21 protein-coding genes and 2 tRNA genes are annotated in these 22,244 nt (G+C 70.0%); 11 read left to right on the forward strand and 12 right to left on the reverse strand.

Features of this window, described 5'->3' with window-relative positions; all coding sequences use genetic code 11:
* Positions 1-57 precede the first annotated feature (57 nt).
* The 3 genes from ACQE3L_RS05080 to ACQE3L_RS05090 all read left to right on the forward strand — a co-directional run bounded on the left by ACQE3L_RS05080 (position 58) and on the right by ACQE3L_RS05090 (position 1,722).
* Positions 58-540, forward strand: coding sequence for a DUF2062 domain-containing protein (locus ACQE3L_RS05080; RefSeq protein WP_426962694.1), 483 nt, complete (start codon positions 58-60; stop codon positions 538-540).
* 92 nt (positions 541-632) lie between these two features.
* The gene (locus ACQE3L_RS05085; protein WP_426962695.1) at positions 633-1,094 is read left to right on the forward strand and encodes a TRAM domain-containing protein; all 462 of its coding nucleotides are present in this window, start codon (positions 633-635) and stop codon (positions 1,092-1,094) included.
* A 172-nt stretch (positions 1,095-1,266) separates the two neighbouring features.
* Positions 1,267-1,722, forward strand: a complete 456-nt coding sequence (locus ACQE3L_RS05090; RefSeq protein ID WP_426962696.1) for an RDD family protein — start codon at positions 1,267-1,269, stop codon at positions 1,720-1,722.
* A gap of 43 nt (positions 1,723-1,765) precedes the next feature.
* Here the strand turns inward: ACQE3L_RS05090 and ACQE3L_RS05095 are convergent, their stop codons facing one another.
* Positions 1,766-2,134 (reverse strand): DoxX family protein, encoded by a 369-nt coding sequence (locus tag ACQE3L_RS05095; RefSeq protein WP_426962788.1) that lies wholly within the window; start codon positions 2,132-2,134, stop codon positions 1,766-1,768.
* Between the two features lie 158 nt (positions 2,135-2,292).
* Between ACQE3L_RS05095 and ACQE3L_RS05100 the strand changes: the two genes are divergently transcribed.
* From ACQE3L_RS05100 to ACQE3L_RS05110, 3 genes are all read left to right on the forward strand, one after another.
* A complete protein-coding gene (locus tag ACQE3L_RS05100) occupies positions 2,293-2,607 on the forward strand; it encodes a 2Fe-2S iron-sulfur cluster-binding protein (RefSeq protein WP_426962697.1) in 315 nt (104 codons plus the stop codon).
* A 154-nt stretch (positions 2,608-2,761) separates the two neighbouring features.
* The gene (locus ACQE3L_RS05105; RefSeq protein ID WP_426962698.1) at positions 2,762-3,280 is read left to right on the forward strand and encodes a hypothetical protein; all 519 of its coding nucleotides are present in this window, start codon (positions 2,762-2,764) and stop codon (positions 3,278-3,280) included.
* Positions 3,281-3,282: 2 nt separating this feature from the next.
* Entirely contained in the window at positions 3,283-3,909 is a 627-nt protein-coding gene (locus tag ACQE3L_RS05110) for a hypothetical protein (protein ID WP_426962699.1), read from the forward strand.
* Positions 3,910-3,980: 71 nt separating this feature from the next.
* Here the strand turns inward: ACQE3L_RS05110 and ACQE3L_RS05115 are convergent.
* The 8 genes from ACQE3L_RS05115 to ACQE3L_RS05150 form a co-directional block, all read right to left on the reverse strand.
* Positions 3,981-4,054: transfer RNA gene (locus ACQE3L_RS05115), tRNA-Phe, on the reverse strand.
* A gap of 152 nt (positions 4,055-4,206) precedes the next feature.
* The gene (locus ACQE3L_RS05120; RefSeq protein ID WP_426962700.1) at positions 4,207-4,737 is read right to left on the reverse strand and encodes a hypothetical protein; all 531 of its coding nucleotides are present in this window, start codon (positions 4,735-4,737) and stop codon (positions 4,207-4,209) included.
* Positions 4,738-4,860: 123 nt separating this feature from the next.
* A tRNA-Pro gene (locus ACQE3L_RS05125) sits at positions 4,861-4,933 on the reverse strand.
* Between the two features lie 66 nt (positions 4,934-4,999).
* Entirely contained in the window at positions 5,000-7,054 is a 2,055-nt protein-coding gene (locus ACQE3L_RS05130) for a DEAD/DEAH box helicase (RefSeq protein WP_426962701.1), read from the reverse strand.
* A 67-nt stretch (positions 7,055-7,121) separates the two neighbouring features.
* A complete protein-coding gene (azf, locus tag ACQE3L_RS05135; RefSeq protein ID WP_426962702.1) occupies positions 7,122-7,916 on the reverse strand; it encodes an NAD-dependent glucose-6-phosphate dehydrogenase Azf in 795 nt (264 codons plus the stop codon).
* 118 nt (positions 7,917-8,034) lie between these two features.
* Positions 8,035-9,144 carry a DNA primase gene (locus ACQE3L_RS05140; protein ID WP_426962703.1) on the reverse strand — a complete coding sequence of 370 codons (1,110 nt, stop codon included), beginning with the start codon at positions 9,142-9,144 and terminating at the stop codon, positions 8,035-8,037.
* Between the two features lie 105 nt (positions 9,145-9,249).
* Complete coding sequence (locus ACQE3L_RS05145) at positions 9,250-9,900, reverse strand: protein sorting system archaetidylserine decarboxylase (protein ID WP_426962704.1); 651 nt, start codon at positions 9,898-9,900, stop codon at positions 9,250-9,252.
* Between the two features lie 3 nt (positions 9,901-9,903).
* A complete protein-coding gene (locus ACQE3L_RS05150; protein WP_426962705.1) occupies positions 9,904-10,953 on the reverse strand; it encodes an AAA family ATPase in 1,050 nt (349 codons plus the stop codon).
* A gap of 133 nt (positions 10,954-11,086) precedes the next feature.
* Between ACQE3L_RS05150 and ACQE3L_RS05155 the strand changes: the two genes are divergently transcribed.
* The 4 genes from ACQE3L_RS05155 to ACQE3L_RS05170 are packed head-to-tail and all read left to right on the forward strand — an operon-like array spanning position 11,087 to position 15,533.
* Complete coding sequence (locus ACQE3L_RS05155) at positions 11,087-12,457, forward strand: ABC transporter substrate-binding protein (protein WP_426962706.1); 1,371 nt, start codon at positions 11,087-11,089, stop codon at positions 12,455-12,457.
* A gap of 6 nt (positions 12,458-12,463) precedes the next feature.
* On the forward strand, positions 12,464-13,501 hold the full coding sequence (locus ACQE3L_RS05160; protein ID WP_426962707.1) for a carbohydrate ABC transporter permease: 1,038 nt from the start codon (positions 12,464-12,466) through the stop codon (positions 13,499-13,501).
* Positions 13,498-14,382 (forward strand): carbohydrate ABC transporter permease, encoded by an 885-nt coding sequence (locus ACQE3L_RS05165; RefSeq protein WP_426962708.1) that lies wholly within the window; start codon positions 13,498-13,500, stop codon positions 14,380-14,382. The genes ACQE3L_RS05160 and ACQE3L_RS05165 overlap by 4 nt, the downstream gene beginning before the upstream one ends.
* Positions 14,382-15,533 (forward strand): ABC transporter ATP-binding protein, encoded by a 1,152-nt coding sequence (locus ACQE3L_RS05170; protein WP_426962709.1) that lies wholly within the window; start codon positions 14,382-14,384, stop codon positions 15,531-15,533. The genes ACQE3L_RS05165 and ACQE3L_RS05170 overlap by 1 nt, the downstream gene beginning before the upstream one ends.
* Positions 15,534-16,530: 997 nt before the next feature.
* Here the strand turns inward: ACQE3L_RS05170 and ACQE3L_RS05175 are convergent.
* Positions 16,531-17,526 carry a tyrosine--tRNA ligase gene (locus ACQE3L_RS05175; RefSeq protein ID WP_426962710.1) on the reverse strand — a complete coding sequence of 332 codons (996 nt, stop codon included), beginning with the start codon at positions 17,524-17,526 and terminating at the stop codon, positions 16,531-16,533.
* Between the two features lie 328 nt (positions 17,527-17,854).
* The gene (locus tag ACQE3L_RS05180) at positions 17,855-19,891 is read right to left on the reverse strand and encodes a DUF460 domain-containing protein (protein WP_426962711.1); all 2,037 of its coding nucleotides are present in this window, start codon (positions 19,889-19,891) and stop codon (positions 17,855-17,857) included.
* Between the two features lie 107 nt (positions 19,892-19,998).
* On the opposite strand from ACQE3L_RS05180, the gene ACQE3L_RS05185 reads away from it, so the two are divergent.
* On the forward strand, positions 19,999-21,228 hold the full coding sequence (locus ACQE3L_RS05185) for a sensor histidine kinase (RefSeq protein WP_426962712.1): 1,230 nt from the start codon (positions 19,999-20,001) through the stop codon (positions 21,226-21,228).
* A gap of 36 nt (positions 21,229-21,264) precedes the next feature.
* Here ACQE3L_RS05185 and rnz read toward each other — a convergent pair whose 3' ends face one another.
* Entirely contained in the window at positions 21,265-22,200 is a 936-nt protein-coding gene (gene rnz, locus ACQE3L_RS05190) for a ribonuclease Z (protein WP_426962713.1), read from the reverse strand.
* Positions 22,201-22,244: the final 44 nt, after the last annotated feature.

Consider the following 22,244-nt stretch of genomic DNA (forward strand, 5'->3'; position numbering starts at 1 on the left):
CCCCCGGGTCGACGCGGTCGGCGGTGCGTTGATGGTCGTGGAGCGCCACCCGGATCCGTGAGACGGCGACTCTCCACCTACCGGGATCGAACACGAGAGCGGCTCGAGGAGGCGTTCAGCGAGGACCATCCGCCGCGCGACGTGGCGGCGACGTTCTCGGTCGGGCTCTTCGTCGCCGCGCTCCCGAACTTCGGCCTCGCGCTGGTCTGTTTCGCGCTGGCCGCCCGGTACCTCGAGCGCGTCAGCAACCTCGCGCTGGTGGCGGTGCTGCTCGTGATGAACCCGCCGGTGAAGTGGGTCATCTACGGCGTCGGGTTCTGGCTCGGGTCGCGGCTGCTCGGTCCCGTCCCCGGCGTCACGGCCGGCGGCCTGTCGCTCGCGGTCGGGCCGGCGGTGCTCGTGCGGCTGTTCGTCGGCACCGCGGTCGTCGCGGCGGGCGTCGCGATCGCGGGCCACCTCGCGGCGCTGCGGTTCGTCAGGGAACTCCGGCGTCGCGACATCGAACTCGCCGAGGAGGTCGCGGACGCGGTCGCGGAGTGATCGGAAGTCGCGACGGGACGCCGGACGCCGACTCGGGCCCGTAGAGGGGGCCCAGTCGGAAGGATTTAGAGCGCCCCCGGGCTAGTTTACGTATGGCTAACTGTCCGCTCGCCGACGACTGCCCCCAGTTCGAGGAGCAAATTCAGGGGATGGGGTGTCAACACTACGGGAACAAGGGCGGCGCCGAGTGGTGCAACCACTACGACATGCCGATCTACGAGCTGAAGGAACAGCCCGTCCAGCCCGGCGAGCAGGTCGTCGTCGAGGTCGACGACATCCACGAGAGCGGCGCTGGCGTCGGCCGCACCGAGGACGGCTTCATCGTCCTCGTCGACGGCCTCCTCCCGCCCGCCCGCGCCGAGGTCCGCATCCACCGCGTCAAGTCCAGCCACGCCACCGCACAGGAGGTCGTCGAACGCCTCCCCGAGGAGGAGGAAGGGGACGAGGAGGGCGAGGGCGCCGACGAGGGCGAGGGCGACGAGGCGGAACGCGACGGTCCGAGCCGCCCCGACCGCGAACGCCTCGGCAGCCGCGAGGACTTCTGGGGCCAGTAGCGGCACCCGTACCCCCGACCCAGACCAGCGAACAGTTAGCACTCCGTTTTGCGGACCGGTCCGTCCACGACTCCCCACGCGAGGGTCCACGCGAAGTCGGAGCCGACCGGGCTATCAGTCGTGATACTCGCCGCGCTACCTTTTTATTACAGCATCGGCCCACCGAATCGTTATGGATCGATATCCCGATCCCGACGTTACGGAACTGGCCGGCGTCCTCGACCGACGCCTCGAAGCGCTCCTCATCGACGGCCTGCTGGTCGTCGGGGTCATCGGACTGCTCGGATACGTGGGCGGCGCGCTCCTGATCGAGGGCTCGTTCGGCGGCTTCGGCGGCTTTCTGGTCGCGGTGCAGTTCATCTCGCCGGTCGTCCTGCTCGGTTATCAGACGGTCTTCGAGGGGTACTACGGACAGACGCTCGGCAAGCGGTACCGCGACATCGTCGTCGTCACCGAGGACGGCGACGACTGCACGTGGGTGGCCGCGGTCGTTCGCAACCTCCTTCGGATCGTCGACGCCCTGCCCGCGTTCTACCTCGTCGGCGTCCTCGTCGCCTACGTCTCCGACGAACACCAGCGACTCGGGGACCTCGCGGCCGGTACGCGCGTCGTGAACGTCGACGAGTAGCTCGGCCGCGCCGTTTTATGCCGTCGCGCGGGCGCTCCGGCGACTACGCGCCTCCAACGTCCCGCCTCGTGTGCCACCACGCCCACAGGATCAAAACCCCCTGCAGCGGAAGCCGAACCCACGCCGCGACCCGGGCGAGGCCCGCGTAGCGGTCGGGGACGAGTTCGGCCGCCACGCCGTCGGTGGCCATGTAGACGTTCGCCGGAAAGACTGCCAGCAGCAGCGCGACGATGCCCCACGCCGACGCTCGGCGGGTTCGCCTGAACAGCACGCCGACGCCCAGAACGACCTCGGCGGCGCCGGAGAGGTAGACGAGCGCCCGCGGCCGCGGGAATCGCGGCGGGACGATCCGAGCGAACCGCCGAGGGGCGAGGAAGTGCGCCACGCCCGCGAGGACGTAGAGGAAGCCCATCAGGTAGCGGAGCGGGCGCTTTCGGCTCGCGGCGTCGGGGAGATCGGGGATCACGCCCCGAACGACGGCCCCCGGGATCAAGACCGTTACCCCGGCTCCGTCACCGACCGGCGAGCCCCACCATCTTTGGCCCGTCGTGACGTATGCAAACGCAGATCATGCCAACGGTACACTACCGCGGCGAGGAGATCGAGTGCGAGGAGGGAGCGGTGCTGCGCGACGTGCTACAGGAAGCGGGGCTCTCCGTCTACAACGGAAAGGCCGAGACGTTCAACTGCCGGGGGACGGGCTCGTGTGGCACCTGCGCGGTGCAGGTCGACGGGGAGGTGAGCGAGCCGTCACGCAAGGAGCGGATCCGCCTCTCGATGCCGCCGCACCACCCGAGTCACGACGTGCGACTCGCCTGTCAGACCCGGGTCGAGGGAGACGTGGAGGTGACGAAAGGGGACGGCCTCTGGGGTCAGCACGTCTGATCGAGCGAAAGCGCCCGCCCCTGCGGGGGTCGCGGTTTCCAGCGTGAACCGGTACGCTGTGCGGACGGCGACCGCTCGGCACCGCAGCGCGATGTCGACGGGGTGAGACGGAACCCTGCCAAAGTATAACTCGCTCGGGTCGCCAGTCGTCACAATGACGGACAGCGAGTATCGGGAGCGATACCGTTCTGTTTCGAACCGGTACCGGGACCTACGGGCGTTCGTGGAGAACTCGCGGCACGCCGACCGCGAAGAAGTCGTTTCGATCCTCGACACACAGTCGCAACTGCTCGAGACGATCGGAGAGATGCTCGAGGAGTACGAGGCGGTCGTCGAACTGGTCGACGACCACGACCAGAAGCTCGATCGGCTCGAAGCGAAGGCCGAGACGGTGAACGGGCTGTCGGACGAGAACCTCGTCGAAGCCGTCGAGACGGAACGGACGGAGTCCCGAGAGCTGGGGGCGATGGTCGAACGGGTCGAGCAACAGCTCGACCAGCGACTCGACGCCATCGATCAAAACGTCACCGACCTGGGCAAGACGCTCGCCACCACCGACGTGTACGACCCGACCGCGGGGTCGACGGACGACATCGATCCGACGGAGAAGGCGGACCTCGACGACATCCTTCAGGACGTGTCTCGCGAGGGCGACGACTGGCACGACCGCTGAGCATGGTCGACTACTACGGCCACCTCCAGTCGGGAATGGAGCCGATCGTCCGGGAGATCCTCGACAGCCATTTTTCCGGCTACGACGGCGAGTGGACGCCCGTCACCGTCGCGGCGGCGCTGCACTTCTACATCTACCGGAAGCTTCCGTACGAGCGACGCCACGAGGGCGGAACGCGGCCGTTCAGACCGCCGACCGAGACGTGGCGGACCGGCGGGAACTGCGAGGAGAAGACCGTTACGCTGGCGTCGCTGTACGATTCGCTTCGCGGCGTGGAAACGCGGATGCTGTCGGTGTTCAACGAGGCGGGGGACGGCCACCTGCTCGTCGAGGCGGGCGTCGACGCGAAGCCGGTGCGCGTCGACGACGCCCTCGACGAGTTCTACCGGCGACTGGCCGAGCGACACGACGCGTTCAGCGATAGCCACCGGTCGTACTACGTCACGGACGACACCGAACTCGTGTGGTACGTCTCCGACCCCGAGATGAGCGGCTATCTCGGCGACGCGGGGTCGCTGTCCCGGCAGGGGTTCGTGTCCGGACGCCGCCTCGACTGGGAGTGGGTCGACCTCCGGGAGTACATCTATCCGCGGGTGGGCCGGATCGACGGCCCGGCCGCCGAGACGTAGAGGTCCTGCCGGGACGGGGGACAGCTCTACTTCAGTCGAGACTCACGAATGCGGTCCGTGTGGAAAAGGAATGCCGCCTCCCCGATTTGAACGGGGGACAGCTCGATCTTCAGTCGAGTGCTCTCCCAATCTGAGCTAAGGCGGCTCGCATTCCGACCAACGCCGATGGAAGACAAAAGGATTTCGAAGCACGGCGGTCGGGTGACTCGGACCGCGCCCGCGGTCGTCCGCGGCGGGTCCGTGCCGCGCGTCGCGACGGGTCCGTGCCGCGCGTTGCGGCGCGAGTCCCGGCCCGAGTCAGGCGGCCTGCCGGCGCTCAGTGAACACTTCCTGCCCGTCGTCGAACTCGATCACCGTCTCGATCGTGACGTAGCCGTCGTTCTCCTGGATCTTCGCGCCGCCGCCATAGCCGACGTCGACCTCGCGCGTGGAGGTGTAGCTCTCGTTCGCGGGGAGCTCACCGATCTCCTCGGTGCCCTCCCAGACCACGTCGTCGTCCGCGTACATCGTCGTGTGGACGACGATCCCTTCGGCCGTCTCGCCGCCGTCGTTGACGATCGTCGCGGTCACGTCACGGCAGGTGTTTCCGCACTCCTCGATCTCGTCAATGGTGAACTGGAAGGAGGCGTTCGTGTCCTCCATCGCGGGCGTCGCGGTCGCCGCACCCGCATCGTCGCCACCGCTCCCGCCTTCGCCCCCAGCTCCGTCGCCAGCGAGCCCGCCGCCGTCGCCGCCCGGGGCCCCGCCGAGCACGAGGAAGCCCGCGGCGAGACCGCCGAGCACTACGACCGACAGGACGACCGCGATCGCTGCCGTGCGTCCGTTCATACGAACGGCTCGTGAGCGTCGGATAAGTGCTTGGCGGCCGACACGGTCGCGTCCGCACCGCAAGGACAGGATGCGAATCCGCGCCTCACACGCGGCGCTCGCAAAGTACTCGCGCCGCGAAAATGGGACCGCCCGGATTCGAACCGGGGTCACGGGCACCCAAGGCCCGAAGTATACCAGGCTAACCCACGGTCCCGCGTTTCTCTATATCGCTATCGCGCGCTAAAGCGTTTCGCTCGGCGTCGCCCGTGTGAACCGCCCCCTACCGCTCGTCCTCGCGGAGCTCCAACTCGGCGACGAGGTCGTACGGCGCCATCCCCTTCCGGATCCCGTCGAGGATCCGGAACGCCTCGTCGGGCGCGAGGAAGTGCCTGGTGATCACGCGGCCGAGCGGCGTCGGCTCGAAGCCGTCGATGAACTCCCACTCGAGCAGCTTGCCGATCGCGTGTTTGGTCGGCACGTCGCCGATCATGCGGTCGTTGAGCCGCTTGGCGCGCTTGCCCGCGACGGTGATGTTCGCGAGCGTCTCCTCGACCGCGGCGGTCTCGTCGTAGGCGGTCGCCACGTCCTCCATCTCGCCTTTCAGCAGCGTGAACGCCACCTCGTCCTCCGTGCGCTCCATGGAGTTGTGGTAGGTGCAGTCCGGCTCCACGAGGAGGTAGACGCGGCCGCGGTCGTGGTAGTCCGGCCGCCCCGCGCGCCCGAGCATCTGCGAGAACTCCTGGACGGAGAGCCACTCGATCCCCATCGCCAGCGAGTCGAAGACGACCTGCGAGGCGGGGAAGTCCACCCCGGCCGCTAGCGCAGCGGTCGTGACCACGGCGGACAGGTCCTGGTTCAGGAACTGCCGCTCGACCTGCTTCCGGCGGCCGTAGTCGAGCCCGGCGTGGTAGGGGGCCGAGGAGTACTCCAGCTTCCGCGATATCTCGTGGCACCGCCGCCGGGAGTTGGTGAAGATGATCGTCTGCCCGCGGTACCCCTTCGAGGACTTCGTGTCGAACTCCCGCTTCGCGAGCTTGTTCGCGATGCGGGCCTTCTCGCGGCCGTCCGCGAAGGTGACGTGGCGCTCGATGGGCACCGGGCGCTCCTCGAACTCGATGAGGGTGGCACGGAGCTTCCGGGCGAGCCACTCGGGGTTGCCCACGGTCGCCGAGAGGTAGACGAACTGCGTCCCGTCGAAGGATGGGACCTGCTCCTGTCGGCGCTCGCTGTAGTACTTCAGCCGGGAGATGAGCCCGTCGAGGCGGTGGCCCCGCTCGCCCTCCTTCAGGGTGTGGACCTCGTCAATGACGACCGTTCCCACGTCGCCCAGGTCCTTGCCGGTCCGGAGCGCGTGGTCGATCCCCTCGTAGGTGCCGACGATCACGTCCGCGTTCGGGTCGAAGCGATTGCCGTCGTCGTCGATGCGCGAGGAGCCGACCCGGATCGACACGTCCACGAGGTCGCCGTAGCGGTCCTCGAAGTCCTCGTGTTTCTGGTTGGCGAGTGCGACGAGCGGGACGAGGAACAGGAGTTTCCCCTCCCCCTTCAGCGCGCGGTCGAGCCCCGCGAGCTCGCCGACGAGGGTCTTCCCGGTCGCGGTCGCGCTCACCACGAGCTGGTCGTCGCCGTCGAGCAGGCCGTTCCTGACCGAGAGGCTCTGGACCGGCAGCAGCTCCTCGAAGCGGTCCTGGGTCAGCCGCGCGAGGTCGTCGTGGAGGTCGAGTTCGTCGGTCCGCACCGGCGAGACGTCCTCGACGGTGGCGGAGACCTCGTCGTACTTGGTCAGGTCCGGGTCGAGGCCGCCGGAGACGAGGGTCGCGATGCGGTCGAGGTCCTGCGTCTCCAGGAGCAGGTCCTCCAGCCGGTCCTCCGCGGCGCCCGTGAAGTTCCCCGTGAAGGAGAGCTCGCGGTCGAGCTCCCGCTTCGCGCAGTCGGGGCAGATGTGCTCGTCGTTGTGCTTGATCGCCGTCTCCTCGGTGATCGGCGAGTAGCGGCCGCTCGCGGCGCACTGCCGGCAGGTCCGCACGACGAGCGCGTCGAGCTGGTAGCCGGAAAGCGCCGCCTGCAGCTCCTCGCGGCCCGCCGGCGAGGTCTGCTGGGAGATCCGGATCCGCTTGGCCGCCCGCGCGAGGTCGACGAACTCCTCCGGGCGGCGCGGCTCCTCGTCGTCCCCGCGGACGGCGATGAACTTCCCCGGTCGGGGGCCGGCGCTCGTCTCCTTCAACTCGAGCCGCCCGCGGAGCAGCCGGGTGCCGTCCTTCACCGCGACGACGGTGTAGTCGCTCCGCGCCTCGTGGAGGAACAGCGTCTCGACGTCGGCCAACTGCTGTGACACTGGCGTGAGGTAGGCGGGTCGGGTATTTCAGCGGTTCGCCTGCGGAGCGGCGGGTATCCGGCGGTCGCTACTCCGGCGACTCTCCGCCCCGCGGCTCGCCCTCGAAGGTGAACTCCGCGGAGTTGTCCCGCGGCTCGTAGCCGAGCGCCTCCTTCGCGCGCTCGATGGAGTAGTACCGGCGGTCGTTCTCGGAGATGCCGTAGACGATCTCGAAGCCGTAGTCGGCCCGCAGACAGCGGTCGAACAGGTGCGCGCAGTCGCGGTGGGAGAGCCACATCGCCTGCCCGCGCTCGTACTCGCGGGGCGGATGGTCCTTCGTCAGGTTGCCGATGCGGACGCAGACGACCGAGAGGCCCGTCTCGTCGTGGTAGTAGCGTCCGAGAAACTCGCCGGTGGCCTTCGAGACACCGTAGAGGTTGCCGGGCCGGGGGAGTTCGGTGCCGTCGAGCCGGAAGTCGTCGTCCTCGCGGTAGAGGTCGGGCTTGCGCTCGGTCTCGTAGTGACCGACCGCGTGGTTCGAGGAGGCGAACGCGAACCGCTCGACGCCGGCCTCGACCGCCGCGGACATGAGGACCTGCGTGCCGTCGATGTTGTTGCGGAGCACGCTGTCCCAGGGCGCGTTCTTCCGGGGATCGCCCGCGAGGTGGATCACGGCGCCGACGCCCGCGACGGCCTCGCGGACCGCCTCCTCGTCGGTGATGTCGGCGACGTACACGTCCCCGTCGTCGACGCCCGCGGGGACCTTTTCGGCCGGCAGCGGCTCGCGATCCAGCAGGCGCCACTCGTAGGCGTCGCCGATGCCGTCGAGGATCGCCTGCCCGACGCGACCGCCCGCGCCCGTCAGCAGGACCGGCTCGTCCATTCGTGCGGCTATGCGCGAAGCGCGCGGAAATATCGTGCGGTTCGACGCCTCGTCCGCGCCGCGTTCGACGTCCTCGCCGCGTCGCGAACCACGCGCGATCGGCGGGGCGAGACCGGCGCTACCCCTCGGAGGGCTCGGGGGTCGCGCGCTCGCGCCAGCCGGTCACGTCGTCGGCCGCCTCCAGCTTCGTCTCGTAGTACGCGAGGGGGTCGGCGGCGACGCGCCAGTGCTCCTCCTCGTTGTGGCAGATGCCGTACGCCGAGAGCGTCTCGCAGGTCGGCGGCGGGTACTGGGTCCCCCTGTCGTCCCGGAGGTACTCGGTCTGATAGCGCACCTCCTCGGCGTCGAGGCTCGTGTCCGCACAGAAGGCGACCACCTCGTCGGCGTCCAGCCCGATACCGGTCAGGAACGCCATCAGCGCGAAGCTCTCCGGCGGCGACAGCTCGACCCCCCGCTCGGCCTTGTCGATCAGGTTGGTCATGCAGGGCGGGAACAGCTCCGGGACGACCACGTCGATGGGGCCGACGTGCGGCCGCTCCGAGAGCAGGCGCTTGAGGTCCGCCACCTGCGACTCCAGCTCCGTCGCGAGCTGTCCCTCCGCCTCCAGCTCGAACGGGAGCCCCTCCAGCACGCGCTCGCGGACCGCCGCGCGGAGCAGCCGGTAGAGTTCCTCGCGCTCGACGCGCACCTCGCCGCCCGCGAGTTCGCGGTTGACGAGGCGCCACGACTCCCCCCAGTCGGGCGAGGAGAGGGAGAGGTACGCGCCGACGCCGACCCGGAACCACTCCGGCTCCCGGTTCCCGGCCATCGGCTCGGCGCGGACGCGGTCCGCGAGGTCGAACTCCGCGAGGACCTGGTCGCGGTCGACCGTCACCGTCGTCGTGGAGCGGAGACCGTCGTCGCCGCGCTCGGCGTCGGCCGCGAACCGCTCGGCGGCGGTGGCGGCCTCCGCGGTCGCGTACTTCTCGACGGCGGCCGAGGAGTCGAGCAGCGAGACGAGGATGCGCGCGACCGGGTACGAGAGCAGTTCCGCGCGCGTGTCGTACTCCTCGGGCGTCTCGCTCTCGACGGTGCCCTCCATCAGCGCCCGCTCCACGCGCTCGCGGCCGCGCTCGACCGCCGGCGCGCCCGCCGCGACGAGTTCCGGCAGCGCGACCTCCGCCGCCGCGACGGCCTCGCGGGCCGCCTCGAAGAAGGGATAGCGCGCGTGGAGGGGGTCGGTGTCCATCTCGCCCGCTCCTTGCGAGCGCCTGTGAATAAGGAATGCGGTTGGACGCGCGAGTCGCGACCGAGGGCGACCGGCCCCGCAACCGCCGGGAACCGATCGGCCCGGTCAGCGCTCGGCGAGGATCGTCTCGCCGGCGCGGACGGAGTCGCCGACCGCGACCCTGAGGTCCTCGCGGTCCACCGCGGGCGGGAACAGCACGTCGGCGCGCGAGCCGAACGAGACGTGCCCGACGCGGTCGCCGCGGCGGACCTCGTCGCCGGCCGCGACCGAGGGGTGGATCCGGCGGGCGAACCAGCCGGCGATCAGGAACAGCTCGTAGTCCCCGCAGTCGACTACGACCTGTTCGTTGCGGTCGGAGTCCTTCGAGAACGCGGGCTTGTACGCGCCGGGGCGGTGGCGCACCTCGCGCACCTCGCCGGCCATCGGCGCCCGGTTGACGTGCACGTCGGTGACGTTCATGAACACGCCGACGCGGAGTCGGTCGCCCTCCTCGCGGACCACCGAGACGGTGCCGTCAGCGGGGCTGACGACGCCCGCGTCCGGGACCGCACGCGCGGGGTCGCGGTGGAACCAGAGCACGCCGAGCCCCAGCAGGAGCAGCGCCAGACCGGCGGGCGGAACGAGGGCGAGGAGCGCCGCGCCGGACAGGAATGGTGGGCGCGCGAGCCGCCACGCGTCGTCGACGACCGGGAACGGCAGGAGGCGGGCGAGCGGCGGGCCGGTGGCGGCGTCGTCGGGATCCGTGGGATCGGACATCGTCTACGCCTCCACGGGGTCGCGGAAGTCGGCGGCGAGCGTCTCGCGGCCGGCCGCCCACGAGGCGAGCAGGTGGGTGAGGTGGAGGCGGTCGTCGAGCCCCTCCGAGAGGTCCATGTCCGCCTCGCCGGCGAGCTTGTGGAGCCGGGCGAGCTGGGCGCCGTCGTACGCGGAGCCGGCCCGCGCGACCCGGAGGAGCTCCCGCAGGAGCCCCGGCCCGTCGTAGCCGCCCTCGTCGAGCAGGTCGTCGAGCGTCGACCGGGCGTCCTTCAGGTCGCCGGACTGAGCGGCCGCGAGCGCCTCGCGGATCGTCTCGTCGTCGCCCACGTCGCCGAGCGTCTCGTAGGCCGCCGACATCGTCACCTCGTCGGCCGCGACCGCGGTCGCCTGCGCCGAGAGGATCGCACGCCGGAGGTCCCCGCCGGCGGCGCTGGCGACGAACTCCAACCCGTCGTCGTCGTAGGCCACGTCCTCACGGTCGCAGATCGTCGCCAGCACGTCCATCGTCTCGTCGGTGGTCGGCGCACGCACCTGCACCGGGAAGCAGCGCGACCGGATCGGCGGGATGAGCTTGGAGGGCTGTCGGGTGGTGATCACGAACTGGGTGGTGCGGTGGTGCTTCTCCATCACGCGCCGGAGCGCCTGCTGGAAGTCCTCGCGGATCGCCTCCGCGTTGTCCAGCACGAGCGTCTTGTACTCGCCGGACATCGGCGCGTAGGCGGCCGACTCCTTCAGCACGCGGTTGATCATGTCGCGTTTGGCCATCCGGGAGCGGCCGGCGAGGAAGCTCTCGAAGCGGGGGTCCTGTCGAAGCTCCTTCTTCGTTCGCGAGAAGAAGTCCGCGACGTTGATCTCGATCAGGTCGTTGTCCGGGTCGGCGTGCGTCTCCCGGGCCAGCGCCCGCGTGGCCGCGGTCTTGCCGACGCCGGGCGGCCCCTGCACGACGAGGTTCATCGGCTCGTCAACCGCGCGCTCCAGCCGCTCGCGGGCCTCGTCCTGCCGGATCTCCCCGAGGTCGGGCGCGTGCGCCTCGGTCCACAGCGGTCCGTCCATTACCGGCTCGTCGGGGACGCGCGCTCAAGAATCGGTCGGTCGGGAGCGTCACGGGGACAAAAATGATTGACTCGAATTGGAGTGAACATACAATCATTAAGTATGTCCGGCCGAATCACCCTGACGGACATCCATGAACGATCACGAACGTGACGACGACGCGAATCGCCTCACCCGCCGCCACTACGTGGCGGGTGCGGGCGCCGCTGTCGCGGTCGGACTGGCCGGTTGCTCCGAGGACCCCGAGGGAGACGTCGGGATGACCGAGACCGAGGGCGGCTCCGGCGACACCGAGGACGGCTCCGGCGACGGCGGTGACGGCGGTGACGGTGGGTCGGAACTCGAGATCGTCCACTGGTGGACCGCGGGCGGCGAGCAGGACGCCTATCAGGCCCTGCTCGACGGCTTCCGCGAGGAGCACCCGGACGTCGAGATCGTCGACAACCCCGCGCCGGGCGGGGCGGGGTCGGCTATCGACGCGGTGATCCAGAACCGCGTGCTCGACGGCGACCCGCCGAGCACGTTCCAGATCTGGCCCGGCCAGGCGCTGACGCCGTACACCGAGGAGGATCTCCTCGAGGACATCGGCGACTCCGTCTGGACCGACGAGATGGAGGAGGCGTACCTGGGCGACATCGTCGACCTCGCGCGCCCCGCGGGGAACCTCGTCGCGGTGCCGATCAACATCCACCGGCTCAACAACCTCTTCTACAACGTCGAGGTCGTCGAGTCGGCGGGCGTGGACCCGACGGACATCAACGACCCGCAGCAGCTCGCGGACGCGCTCCAGACGGTCGCCGACGAGACGGACGCGACGCCGCTGGCCCACCAGACGCAGAGTCCGTGGTCCTCGCTCCAGCTGTGGGAGTCGATCTTCATCGGGATGCAGGGCGTCGACGCCTACCGGACGTTCATCGACGGCGACGTGAGTTCGCTTGAGACGGAGGTCCGCAACGGCCTCGAACTGCTCAACACCTACTCCGAGTACTTCCCCGAGGACGCCGGCTCGATCTCCTGGGACCAGGGCAACAGCGCGCTGATCGAGGGCGACGCCGCCTTCATCCACCAGGGCGACTGGGCGGCCGGCCAGTACCGCGCGGCCGACGGCTTCGAGTTCGGCGAGGACTGGGACATGGTGCCGTTCCCGGGTTCGACGAGCGTCTACCAGTCGGTCATCGACTCGTTCGTCTTCCCGACCAACAACCCGTCGCCGGAGGCGACCGAGAAGTTCCTCTCGTACGCCGGCAGCGTCGACGCGCAGGCGCGTTTCAACCCCGTGAAGGGGTCGATCCCGCCGCGTACCGACGTGCCGACCGACGACTTCGGGCCGTTCCTCTCCCGGCAGATCGAGGACTTCAACAACTCGAACACACAGCCGCCGTCGATCGCGCACGGGACCTCCGTCGCGCCGAGCGTCCACTCCTCGCTTGAGGAGGCGTTCGCCAACTTCAACGGCAACGGCGACGTCGACCAGGCCTACGAGGCCATCGCGAACTCCTTCTGAGCCTCGATGCTCGGAGGACTTTTCGGGCGAAGCGACCGCGACCCGGACGACGCCGAGAGCGACGAGGAGCGGCGGTCTCGGTCCGGCGGGGAGCGACAGTTGCGGGCCGACGGCGGAGCGACCGCGTCCGCCGCGACCGGGACTGACGCGTCGATCCTGACGCGTCTTCGGCGCAGCGAGTTCGTGGAGTCGCTCCCCTTCTGGGGGCCGCCCGCGGTGCTCGTGGGGATCTTCGTCTACGGCGCGGTGGCGTGGAACCTCGTCATCTCGCTGATCGGCTGGGACGGGCTCGGTCAGCCCGAGTACACCGACTTCTCGCTCGCCGCCTACGAGCAGCTGCTCGTCGACCCCTCCTTCACGAGCGCGTTCTGGAACACGCTGATCCTGCTGTTGCTGTTCACGGTGCTGTCGCTGGCCGTGGGGCTGTTGCTCGCGATCCTGATCGACCGCGGGATCCGGTTCGAGAACACGTTCCGGACGATATACCTGCTCCCGATGAGCCTCTCGTTCGTCGTCACGGCCATCTTCTGGTCGTGGATGTACAACCCGCGGATCGGGTTGATCAACACGGCGCTTCGGGGGGTCGGCCTCGACGTACTCACGACGGCGTGGCTCTCGAACCCCGACGTGAAGCTGTTCGCCATCATCTTCGCGCTGATGTGGCAGTTCTCCGGCTACTGCATGGTAGTGTACCTCGCGGGACTCCGCGCCATCCCGCGCGATCAGTACGAGGCGGCGCGCATCGACGGCGCCTCGACGCTCCGCGTCTACCTGCGGGTCATCATCCCGCAGTTGGGCGCGTCGACGATGTCGGCCGCGGTCGTGCTGATGGTGTTCGCGCTGAAGGCGTTCGACTTCCTGTTCGTGCTGTTCGGGGTCAACCCCGGCCAGTCCGCGGACATCCTCTCGGTGATGATGTACCGGGTCGCCTTCGACAGGCTGCAGTGGTCGTACGGCGCCGCCGTCGCCACGGTGCTTTTCGCGATGGCGCTGTCGGTGATCGGGCCGTACCTCTACGCGCAGTACCGGCGGGGTGAGCTGTGAGCCGCGTCGCCGACCTGCGTGCGGCGGTCGCGGCGGTCGACCGCTCGCGGGCCGCGCTGTACGCGGTGCTTTTCGCGATGGTCGCGTTCTACCTCGCGCCGCTGGAGTCCGGGCTCGCCACCTCGATCAAGACGGAGGCGGGCTTCCGGGCGACGACGCCGTTCGCGCCCCCGCCGCTCGGCGAGTTCACGCTGGCCGCGTGGCAGGTGGCGTTCGACCGGCTCTCGCAGGGGCTGATCAACAGCCTGCTGATGGCGATCCCCGCGACCGTGCTGTCGGCGCTGCTCGGGTCGCTGTCGGCGTACGGGCTGACGAACCTCGACTGGCGCGGCCAGACCGGCGTGCTGGTGCTGTTCGTCGCGGGCGTGTTCCTGCCGTACCAGTCCGTGCTGGTGCCGCTCCGGCAGTTCTGGTCGGCGGTCGACCTCCCGTCGCTGATCCCGCTCGGGTTCGTGGGGAGCTACGAGGGGCTCATCACGCTGAGTCTGACCCACGCCGCCTATGGGATCCCGATCTGTACGGTGCTGTTCCGGTCGTACTACGCGACGCTCGACGAGGAGATGATCGAGGCCGCGCGCCTCGACGGCGCCTCCGCGGCGACGATCTATCGGCGGATCGTCCTCCCGCTGTCGGTGCCCATCTTCGCGGTGACGCTGATCTACCAGTTCACGCAGGTGTGGAACGACCTGCTGTTCGCCATCGTGCTGGTCACCGACCCCTCGAACCAGGTGGTCACCGTCGCGCTCAACCAGCTGCAGGGATCGTTCGTCAACCAGTACAACCTCCAGATGGCAGGGGCGTTCGTCGCGGCGTTGCCCACGCTCGTCGTGTACGTCCTGTTCGGCGAACAGTTCGCGAAAGGCGTGGCAGGTGAAAGCTAATGGCACGACTCGAACTCGACTCGGTGACGAAACGGTTCGGCGACGGCCCCGACGCGGTGGTCGCCGTCGACGACGTGAACGTCGACATCGCGGACGGGGAGTTCCTCGTCCTCGTCGGTCCCTCCGGCTGTGGCAAGTCCACCACCCTGCGCATGGTCGCGGGGCTGGAGACGGTCACGGACGGGGAGGTCCGCCTCGACGGGACGCGCATCAACGAGCGCGGCCCCGCGGAGCGGGACATCGCGATGGTGTTCCAGAGCTACGCGCTCTACCCGCACATGACCGTCCGCGGCAACATGCGCTTCGGGCTCGAGGAGTCGACGGACCTCGACTCCGAGACCATCGACGAGCGCGTCGAGGAGACGGCGGCGATGCTCGACATCACCGACCTCCTCGACCGCAAGCCCGGCGCGCTCTCGGGCGGGCAGCGCCAGCGCGTCGCGCTCGGGCGCGCCATCGTCCGCGAGCCCGCAGCGTTCCTGATGGACGAGCCGCTGTCGAACCTCGACGCGAAGCTCCGGTCGCAGATGCGGACGGAGCTCCAACAGCTCCAGAACGACCTGGACACGACCACCGTCTACGTCACGCACGACCAGACGGAGGCGATGACGATGGGCGACCGCATCGCCATCCTCGACGCCGGCGAGCTCCAGCAGGTGGCGACGCCGTTGGAGGCGTACCACCGCCCCGCCAACCGCTTCGTCGCGGGCTTCATCGGCGAGCCGTCGATGAACTTCGTGGAGACGACCGTCGAGGACGGCACGCTGGCCGCGGGCGAGGGGCTCACCTACCCGCTCGCGGGCGACGCGGCCGACGCGGTCGCGGGCGCGTCCGCGGTCACGCTCGGCGTTCGCCCCGAGGACGTGCGCGTGAGCGCCGACGGCGACCCCGACGACGTGGCGAGCGAGCACGTCTTCGACGCGACCGTCGACGTGGTCGAGCCGATGGGCAACGAGAACGTCGTCCACCTGACGCTCCCGGACGGCCCCGACCTCACCGCGACGGTCGACGGCCTCCGACAGATCGCGGACGGAACCGACGCCCGCGTCGGCATCCCGGCGAACGCCATCCACCTGTTCGACCGCGACTCCGGCGAGGCGCTCCACAACCGCTCGCTGGACGAGGCCGAGATGGACGCGCCGAACGTCTAAGGCGGCGGAGAGAGTCGCGGCGTTCGAGTTGGGGGTACGTCCGGAGCGGTTCCGGATGTAGTCCTCGGCGTTTGCGTTTCGGTCATGGATCCTGCCGGTTGGAGCGTCAACATCCAGAGATCTCCAACCGGCCCTCTATACGGCGCTTGCTGATCCGGTTCTGCTGATCCTGCTGATCCGGACGGTACCACCCAGAAAGCCCCAACCGGCTCGACCGCGCCGGGTTCCGGCAGACGGTCCGGGCTGCCTGCAGTGGCGGGCTGCCGGGCTGCGACTGCCGTCGTCCCGCTCGCCGAGCTCGCGGGAGCCTCACCGCGCGCTCGCGCTTCTCCGCCGCGCGGGACAACCCGCGTCCCGCTGGCCTCCAGCGTGCAGTAGCGCGCTGGCGACCTCGCGCGGTCGCGGCGACACGCTTCGCGGTCGCCGCGGCGCGCCCCGACTGCACAGCACCGCAACCGCCTGCCGGATGAACGTTTTTCGCGGATACCGCACAACTCCCGCCGTGAGTACAGCCTGCTCGCGCTAGTCGCGGTGCATCGTCCTGCCGGCTGTCCAACGTTTGGCGCGCGCGACCCGACGCGCGCGAGGTCGCCAGCGCGCTACCGCACGCAGGCTGCTCGGAAATCTTCGATTTCCGGTGGAACCCGGCCGCGGCCGGAGCACCGCGGAGGCCGCGGGCGGCTGAGGCTGGGGAGGCGCGAGGCCACCCTTGACTCGACAGCCGGCGCCGAGGCTCACCGATCGACCGGCTCCAGCGGCCGAGCAGACGAACCACGCCCTGGCGGACTGAAAGGGCGAGGCCGGTCGCGGGCGTTCAGACGACCCCTATCGGCGCGGGCTGTGCTGAGAGCGCCGATATGTCGCTGAGCGCCCGCGACCGGTCGAGGGCTTTCTAGGTATTCACGGCGAGCACAGCAGGACGCTCAATCACACAAAAACCAGCGTACAGCAGGCCGTCAGTGAATCGCAGAACGGTCACAAAAGTTCGCGCGGCCGCTTACGACTGCTCTTCTTCCAGCTGTTTCCGGCCGGGCGCGATCAGGCGGTCGAGGTACTCCGCGAGCGCGCCCTTCGCGTCCGCGGGGTGGAGTTCGCCGGACTCCAAGTCCGCCTCCAGCGTGTCGTAGGCGTCGTACTCCAGGTCGCCGCCGTACTCGTCGGGGCGCTCGACGACGACCGCGTCGAAGCGCGGGAAGACGTGGTACTCGAAGATCTGGAGCACGGGGTTCTCGCGGTCGACGCCGTCGTCCGTCGGCTCGGGGTCCGCGGTCGGCGGACAGTACGCCTTGTTCACCTTCGTCTCGATGTCCTCGCGGGAGTCCTCCATCGAGATGGTGACGCCCGCGGAGGAGGACATCTTCCCCTCGCCCGACGCGAGGTCGGCGATCAGGGGGGTATGGAGGCTCGTGGGCGGCGCGCGGTCGATGCTCGGGAGCACGTCGCGCGCGAGCATGTGGACCTTGCGCTGCTCCATCCCGCCGACCGCGAGGTCGACGCCGAGGTACGGGATGTCCAGCGCCTGCATCAGGGGGTAGACGGCCTGCGAGACCTTCACCGAGTCGCCGGACTTGATCTCCGCCATCGCGCGCTCGGCGCGGGCGAGGGTCGTCTCCAGCTCCAGCGCGTGCAGGTCGAGCGTGTAGTCGTCGTCGAGCTGGAAGTCCGAGCCGAGCACGAACTGCGTGCGCTCCTCGTCGAGCCCGTAAGCGATGAACTGGTCGCGCATGCGCTCGGCGGTCCGCCGGATCTCCGCGAACGACCCCTTGTCGTTGAGGTAGGCGTGGACGTCCGCCAGCAGCACCGTGACCTCGAAGCCGGCCTCCTGGAGGTCGATCAGCTTGTTCGCGGTCAGCATGTGCCCGATGTGGAGGACGCCCGAGGGCTCGTAGCCGACGTACGCCCGCTTCCCGTCGGGGTCGTCGGCCAGCGCCTCGATCTCCTCTTCGGTGACCACCTCGGCCGCGTTCCGGGTGATCAACTCGTAGGCTTCCATACACCTCACTGTGGGCAGGGGTGGGATATGACTTCTGGAACGGTGGGAACCGTTCGCGCGGCCCGGGTGGGGAGCGGGCCGACGAACGATGGGGGCGCCCGAAGGTGGGGGTCGCGGCACCCCGGAGGTAGGGTCGCGCGACCGCCGGATGCCGACCGCGGGGTCGACTCGGCGGCGCGCGCCCGCGGGGAGCAGGACGGCCGGGGGTGCGACCGGCCGCCGCTCCCTCAACTATTACTCCGCGTTCAGGAGCCATAAATTTTCTTGCCGCGAGAGGGGAACCCGGGCGGCGGCCGTCCTCCGCGACCGGCTCGCGGCCGCCGGCCGGTCAGTCGCGGTCGGCGCGGTGCTCGGAGATGATGCGGTCGATCGTCTCCTCGGTCCGCTCCCGGTGCCACGACTCCGCGCGGTCGCGCCAGTCGGCGACCGCCTCGCGCACGTCCCGCTCGCTGGCGACCGCGAGCTCGTCGATCTCGCGGATCTCCACGTCATCGGCCGGCGCGACCGGAACGCCCGCCTCGAACAGCGTCTCCTCGGCGACCTCGGGGACGGTCCCCGCCCGGAGCACCAGCCGCGGCTCGGTCTCCGCGAGGCGCTCGGCGGTGCGGCGGCCGGCCCCGGAGGCGTCCCGGAGATAGACCACGTCGCCGGTCGCGAGCCCGTAGTCCGCCTCCGCGGCCTCGATCGCGTCCAGCGTGAACTGGGCGACCGGCTTGACGGAGACGAGGTTCCGCCCCTCCGCCACGTCGGTGAAGTCCGAGTGGTCGATCTTCCACAGTTCCTTCAGGCGGTCGAGCTTGTCCGCGAGGTCGTCGGCGCGCTCGACGGCCGCCTCGCGCTCGCGCTCCAGCCGCTCGTTCTCGCGCTGGATGCGGGAGACGGTGCGACGCTCCCGGGCCTCGATCCGCTCCTCGCGTTTGGCCTCGGAGAGCAGCTCTTCCAGCTCCGCGATCCGCTCGTCCTTCTCGTCCACTTCGTCCTCGAGGTCCGCCGCGTGGTCCTCCAGTCGGTCGACGCGCCGCCGGAGCCGCCTGATCTCCTCCTCCTCGGGAGTGCGGTCCGGCGCCGTCGGATCGCCCCCCTCGGGCGTTTCGCCGCCCTCCTCGCCGTCGTCCCCGTCTCCGCCGTCGTCGGTCAGGTCCGTCAGCGCCGCCTCGACCGAGGAGCCGCCGGCGACGACGCGGGCGATCACCTCCTCGCGGTCGACGCGGGCGGGCGTCTTTCGCGTGATCCGGTCGAACTGGTCGGCGTGGTCGTCGACCGCGTACAGCGCGGCCGCGAGCGCGTCCCGCTCGTGGTCGTTCTCGTAGGTCACCTCTCGCGTGCGGTGGAGCTTCTCGTCCACGGGGATGTCCGAGTCGGGCGTCCATCCCGCGGCGTCGAACGAGCGCCTGAACTTCTCGACCGTCTCGGGCATGCGCTCGACGTCGGCCGCGACGATGACCGGGCGCCCGCGCTCGATGATCCACTCGGTCACGTCCGCCGTGTCCGCCGTCCGCGAGGAGTAGAGGTCGTGGACCGTCCCGTCGAGGCCGACGACCGCGGCCGCGGTCGTGGTTCCGGGATCGATCCCCACGACGACCCGGTCGCGCCGCCGGACGATGGGCTCGTAGGTGATGCCGTCGCGGCGCTCGCGCTCGACCTCCACGCGCACGTCGCCCGCCCGGGAGTTCGAGACGGGGATCCCCTCCGGCCGCGCCTGCACGGTGAAGACCGCGTTTGCGTAGCCGCCGTATTTCTCGGTCACCTCGCGCTCGTACTCGAGGTTCGCGTCCTTCAGTTCGGACTCGACCTGCCGAGTCCGCTTCTTGACGTTGCCGTGGATCCGGCGCGTGTAGCGGTCCTGGCTCCACCCGCCCTTGCCGGTCGAGCGGCCGCGCGAGACCTTCACGGTGGTCTCGTCGGTGAACGCGGAGACGACGTGGCCGACGTTGGCGGCGGCCAGTCTGGCGGCCGCCTCCGCCTCCTTCATCGGCTCCTTGCCGTACGGGATGCCGTGTCTGGACGCGACCCGCGAGAGCGGTTCGGGCCGCTCCGCGCCGGTCACCTGCACCAGCCGCGTCCCGTCGGGCAGCGAGCGGAGCAGGCCGACGAGGTCGTTCGTGTCGGCGGCGAGCTCGTAGGCGTTGTCGGTGGCGACGCGGGAGGGCTGGCGCTCCTCGATGAGGCGCCTGAGCTTGCGGAGCGAGACCACGTCGCGCTCGACGCGGGCCATCGGGCCGTCCGCGTCCGGCGCGTCCGGGTCGTCGTCGGCCGGCGAGAGCACGACGAGCGCGTAGGAGGGCGCGTCTCCGCGCACGTCGCCGCTCTGGACGTCGACGCCGAACACCGGCGCGTCGAGCGCGCGGATCGTCCGGGCTGTCACGGCAGGAAGTAGGCCGCTCGCGTGTAAATACTCCACGCCGCACGCGGTCGATCCGGCGGTCCAACGCGTACACATTTATGTGATGCCGCGCAACGTCGGGGCGACCCGTGACAGCAGCCGCCGACCGCCCGCACGCGCTGAAGGCGCTCAACACCGTCGCCACGGAGCTGAAGGACTGTGAGACGCCCGAGGAGGTGTGCGAGCGGACGGTCGACGCCGCCGAGCGAATCCTCGATTTCGACCTCTGCGTGATCAACCTCGAGGAGGACGGCCGGCTCCCCATCGCCGCCGTTTCCTCGGGCGTCCCGCCGGACGGCGCGACGCCGATGTCGGTCGAGGAGGGGATCGTCGGCCGCGCCTATCGGTCCGGCGAGGCCTATGTCGTCGACGACATCGACGAGGAGCCCGACGCGAACCCGCAGGGCCCCTACGGCTCGGCGCTGACGATACCCATCGGCGACTACGGCGTGTTCCAGGCGGTGTCGGAGGAGACGCACGGCTTCGACGAGAGCGACCTCGAGCTCGGCGAGCTGCTGGTCGCCCACTGCTCGTCCGCGCTGGACCGCCTCGAACGCGAGGCGGAGATCCGCGAGCACGTGCACAAACTGGAGCGGCAGAACGACCGCCTCGAGGAGTTCGCGGACGTCGTCTCCCACGACCTCAGAAATCCCCTCTCGGTGTTGGAGGGGTACCTCGAGCTCGCTCGCGAGACGGGCGACCCGGAGCACTTCGACCGCTGCGAGGAGGCCGTCGAGCGTATGCACCGACTCATCGACGGCCTGCTGACGCTGGCGCGACAGGGGGAGAGCCTCGGCGAGACCGAGGAGCTCTCGCTGGCGTCCGTCGTCGAGCCGTGCTGGCGCACCGCCGACACCGACGCTGCCGACCTCGTCCTCGAAGGGGACGCGACGCTGTCGGGCGACCCCGAGCGCCTGCGCCAGCTGTTCGAGAACCTGTTTCGGAACGCTGTCGAACACGGCACCGGCGAGGAAGGTGCTCCGAACGACCTCACGATCCGGGTGGGCGTACTGCCCGACGGGGCCGGGTTCTACGTGGAGGACGACGGTGTCGGGATACCGCCGGCGGAGCGGTCGGACGTGCTCGAACCGGGGTACACGACGAACGAGGGGGGAACCGGGTTCGGGCTGGGGATCGTCAAGGGCGTCGCGGACGCCCACGGCTGGACGCTCCGGATCGACGAGAGCGAAGGGGGCGGCGCCCGGTTCGAGTTCCACGGTATCGAGAGCCTGCGAAGCGACGGAGCCGCGGACGAAAACGGGACCGGACGCGAGGAGAAGTCGGGAGGCGGGGTCGAGACGAACGGCGGCGCTGCCTGACTCCCCGGAGACCCGGCGTGGCAGGCGCGTCGACCGCTACGACTCGTCAGCGTCCGGGAAGGGAACCTCCAGTTTCCGTCCGTCGTCCGGAACGAAGCAGTCGCCGCCGAACACCGACCGAGCCTCCTCGACGATGGGGCTCGCGTCGCCGGCGTACCGCGAGGAGATGTGGGTGAGCGCCAGTCGGCGGGCGCTGGCGCGGGCCGCGATCTCCCCGGCCTCGCGACCGGTGGAGTGGGCGGTCGACCGCGCACGCTCGGCCATCTCCTCGGCGAAGGTGGCATCGTGGACCAGCAGGTCCGCGTCCGTCGCCGCCTCGACGGTCCGGTCGATCGGGCGCGTGTCGGCGGTGTAGACCAGCTTGCGGCCGGGACGGGGGTCGCCGACCACCTGCTCGGGGCGGACGACGGTGCCGTCCTCGAGTTCGACGGTCTCGCCGGCGTGGAGGCGGCCGAACTTCGGGCCGGCCGGGACGCCGAGCTCCTCCGCCTTCGGGCGGTCGAACCGCCCCGGTCGCTCGTCCTCGACGAGCGCGTACCCCTGCGACCGCGTGCGGTGTTCGGTCTCGAACGCGCGGACCTCGTACTCGTCGGTCCGGAGCGCGACCGACCCCGGCGTCGCCTCGTTGATCCGAACCGGGAAGCTCGGCTGGTGACCGCCGGCGTGGACCAGGTCCTCGAGGTCTCGCTTGCAGTTGGGCGGGCAGTGGATCGCGAGCGGGTCGGTCCACTCGGTGAAGTCGAGCGTCTGGATCAGCCCCGGGATCCCGAGGACGTGGTCGCCGTGGAGGTGCGAGACGAAGATGTGGTCGACGGTGAACCCCGTCCCGAACCGCATCATCTGGCGCTGCGTCCCCTCGCCGCAGTCGAACAGCAGGCGGTCCCCCTCCCGATTGACGAGCAGGGCGCTCGGCGCCCGCTCGGTCGTCGGGACGGCGCCGCCGGTTCCGAGGAACGTCACGCGCAGAGACATGGTGCAGTCTGGGAGGGCCGGTTTGAAACCCGCTTCGATGCGGC

The organism is Haloparvum alkalitolerans, from assembly GCF_050122995.1.
Taxonomy (GTDB): Archaea; Halobacteriota; Halobacteria; order Halobacteriales; family Haloferacaceae; genus Haloparvum; species Haloparvum alkalitolerans.

Excerpts from the sequence above, each read along its gene's own strand:
- ACQE3L_RS05120 (WP_426962700.1), bottom strand. The coding sequence starts at position 4,737 with ATGAACGGACGCACGGCAGCGATCGCGGTCGTCCTGTCGGTCGTAGTG.
- ACQE3L_RS05095 (WP_426962788.1), bottom strand. The coding sequence starts at position 2,134 with ATGGGCTTCCTCTACGTCCTCGCGGGCGTGGCGCACTTCCTCGCCCCT.
- ACQE3L_RS05105 (WP_426962698.1), top strand. The coding sequence starts at position 2,762 with ATGACGGACAGCGAGTATCGGGAGCGATACCGTTCTGTTTCGAACCGG.
- ACQE3L_RS05145 (WP_426962704.1), bottom strand. The coding sequence starts at position 9,900 with ATGTCCGATCCCACGGATCCCGACGACGCCGCCACCGGCCCGCCGCTC.
- ACQE3L_RS05085 (WP_426962695.1), top strand. The coding sequence starts at position 633 with ATGGCTAACTGTCCGCTCGCCGACGACTGCCCCCAGTTCGAGGAGCAA.
- ACQE3L_RS05100 (WP_426962697.1), top strand. The coding sequence starts at position 2,293 with ATGCCAACGGTACACTACCGCGGCGAGGAGATCGAGTGCGAGGAGGGA.
- ACQE3L_RS05170 (WP_426962709.1), top strand. The coding sequence starts at position 14,382 with ATGGCACGACTCGAACTCGACTCGGTGACGAAACGGTTCGGCGACGGC.
- ACQE3L_RS05150 (WP_426962705.1), bottom strand. The coding sequence starts at position 10,953 with ATGGACGGACCGCTGTGGACCGAGGCGCACGCGCCCGACCTCGGGGAG.
- ACQE3L_RS05110 (WP_426962699.1), top strand. The coding sequence starts at position 3,283 with ATGGTCGACTACTACGGCCACCTCCAGTCGGGAATGGAGCCGATCGTC.
- ACQE3L_RS05140 (WP_426962703.1), bottom strand. The coding sequence starts at position 9,144 with ATGGACACCGACCCCCTCCACGCGCGCTATCCCTTCTTCGAGGCGGCC.
- rnz (WP_426962713.1), bottom strand. The coding sequence starts at position 22,200 with ATGTCTCTGCGCGTGACGTTCCTCGGAACCGGCGGCGCCGTCCCGACG.
- azf (WP_426962702.1), bottom strand. The coding sequence starts at position 7,916 with ATGGACGAGCCGGTCCTGCTGACGGGCGCGGGCGGTCGCGTCGGGCAG.
- ACQE3L_RS05160 (WP_426962707.1), top strand. The coding sequence starts at position 12,464 with ATGCTCGGAGGACTTTTCGGGCGAAGCGACCGCGACCCGGACGACGCC.
- ACQE3L_RS05175 (WP_426962710.1), bottom strand. The coding sequence starts at position 17,526 with ATGGAAGCCTACGAGTTGATCACCCGGAACGCGGCCGAGGTGGTCACC.
- ACQE3L_RS05090 (WP_426962696.1), top strand. The coding sequence starts at position 1,267 with ATGGATCGATATCCCGATCCCGACGTTACGGAACTGGCCGGCGTCCTC.
- ACQE3L_RS05155 (WP_426962706.1), top strand. The coding sequence starts at position 11,087 with ATGAACGATCACGAACGTGACGACGACGCGAATCGCCTCACCCGCCGC.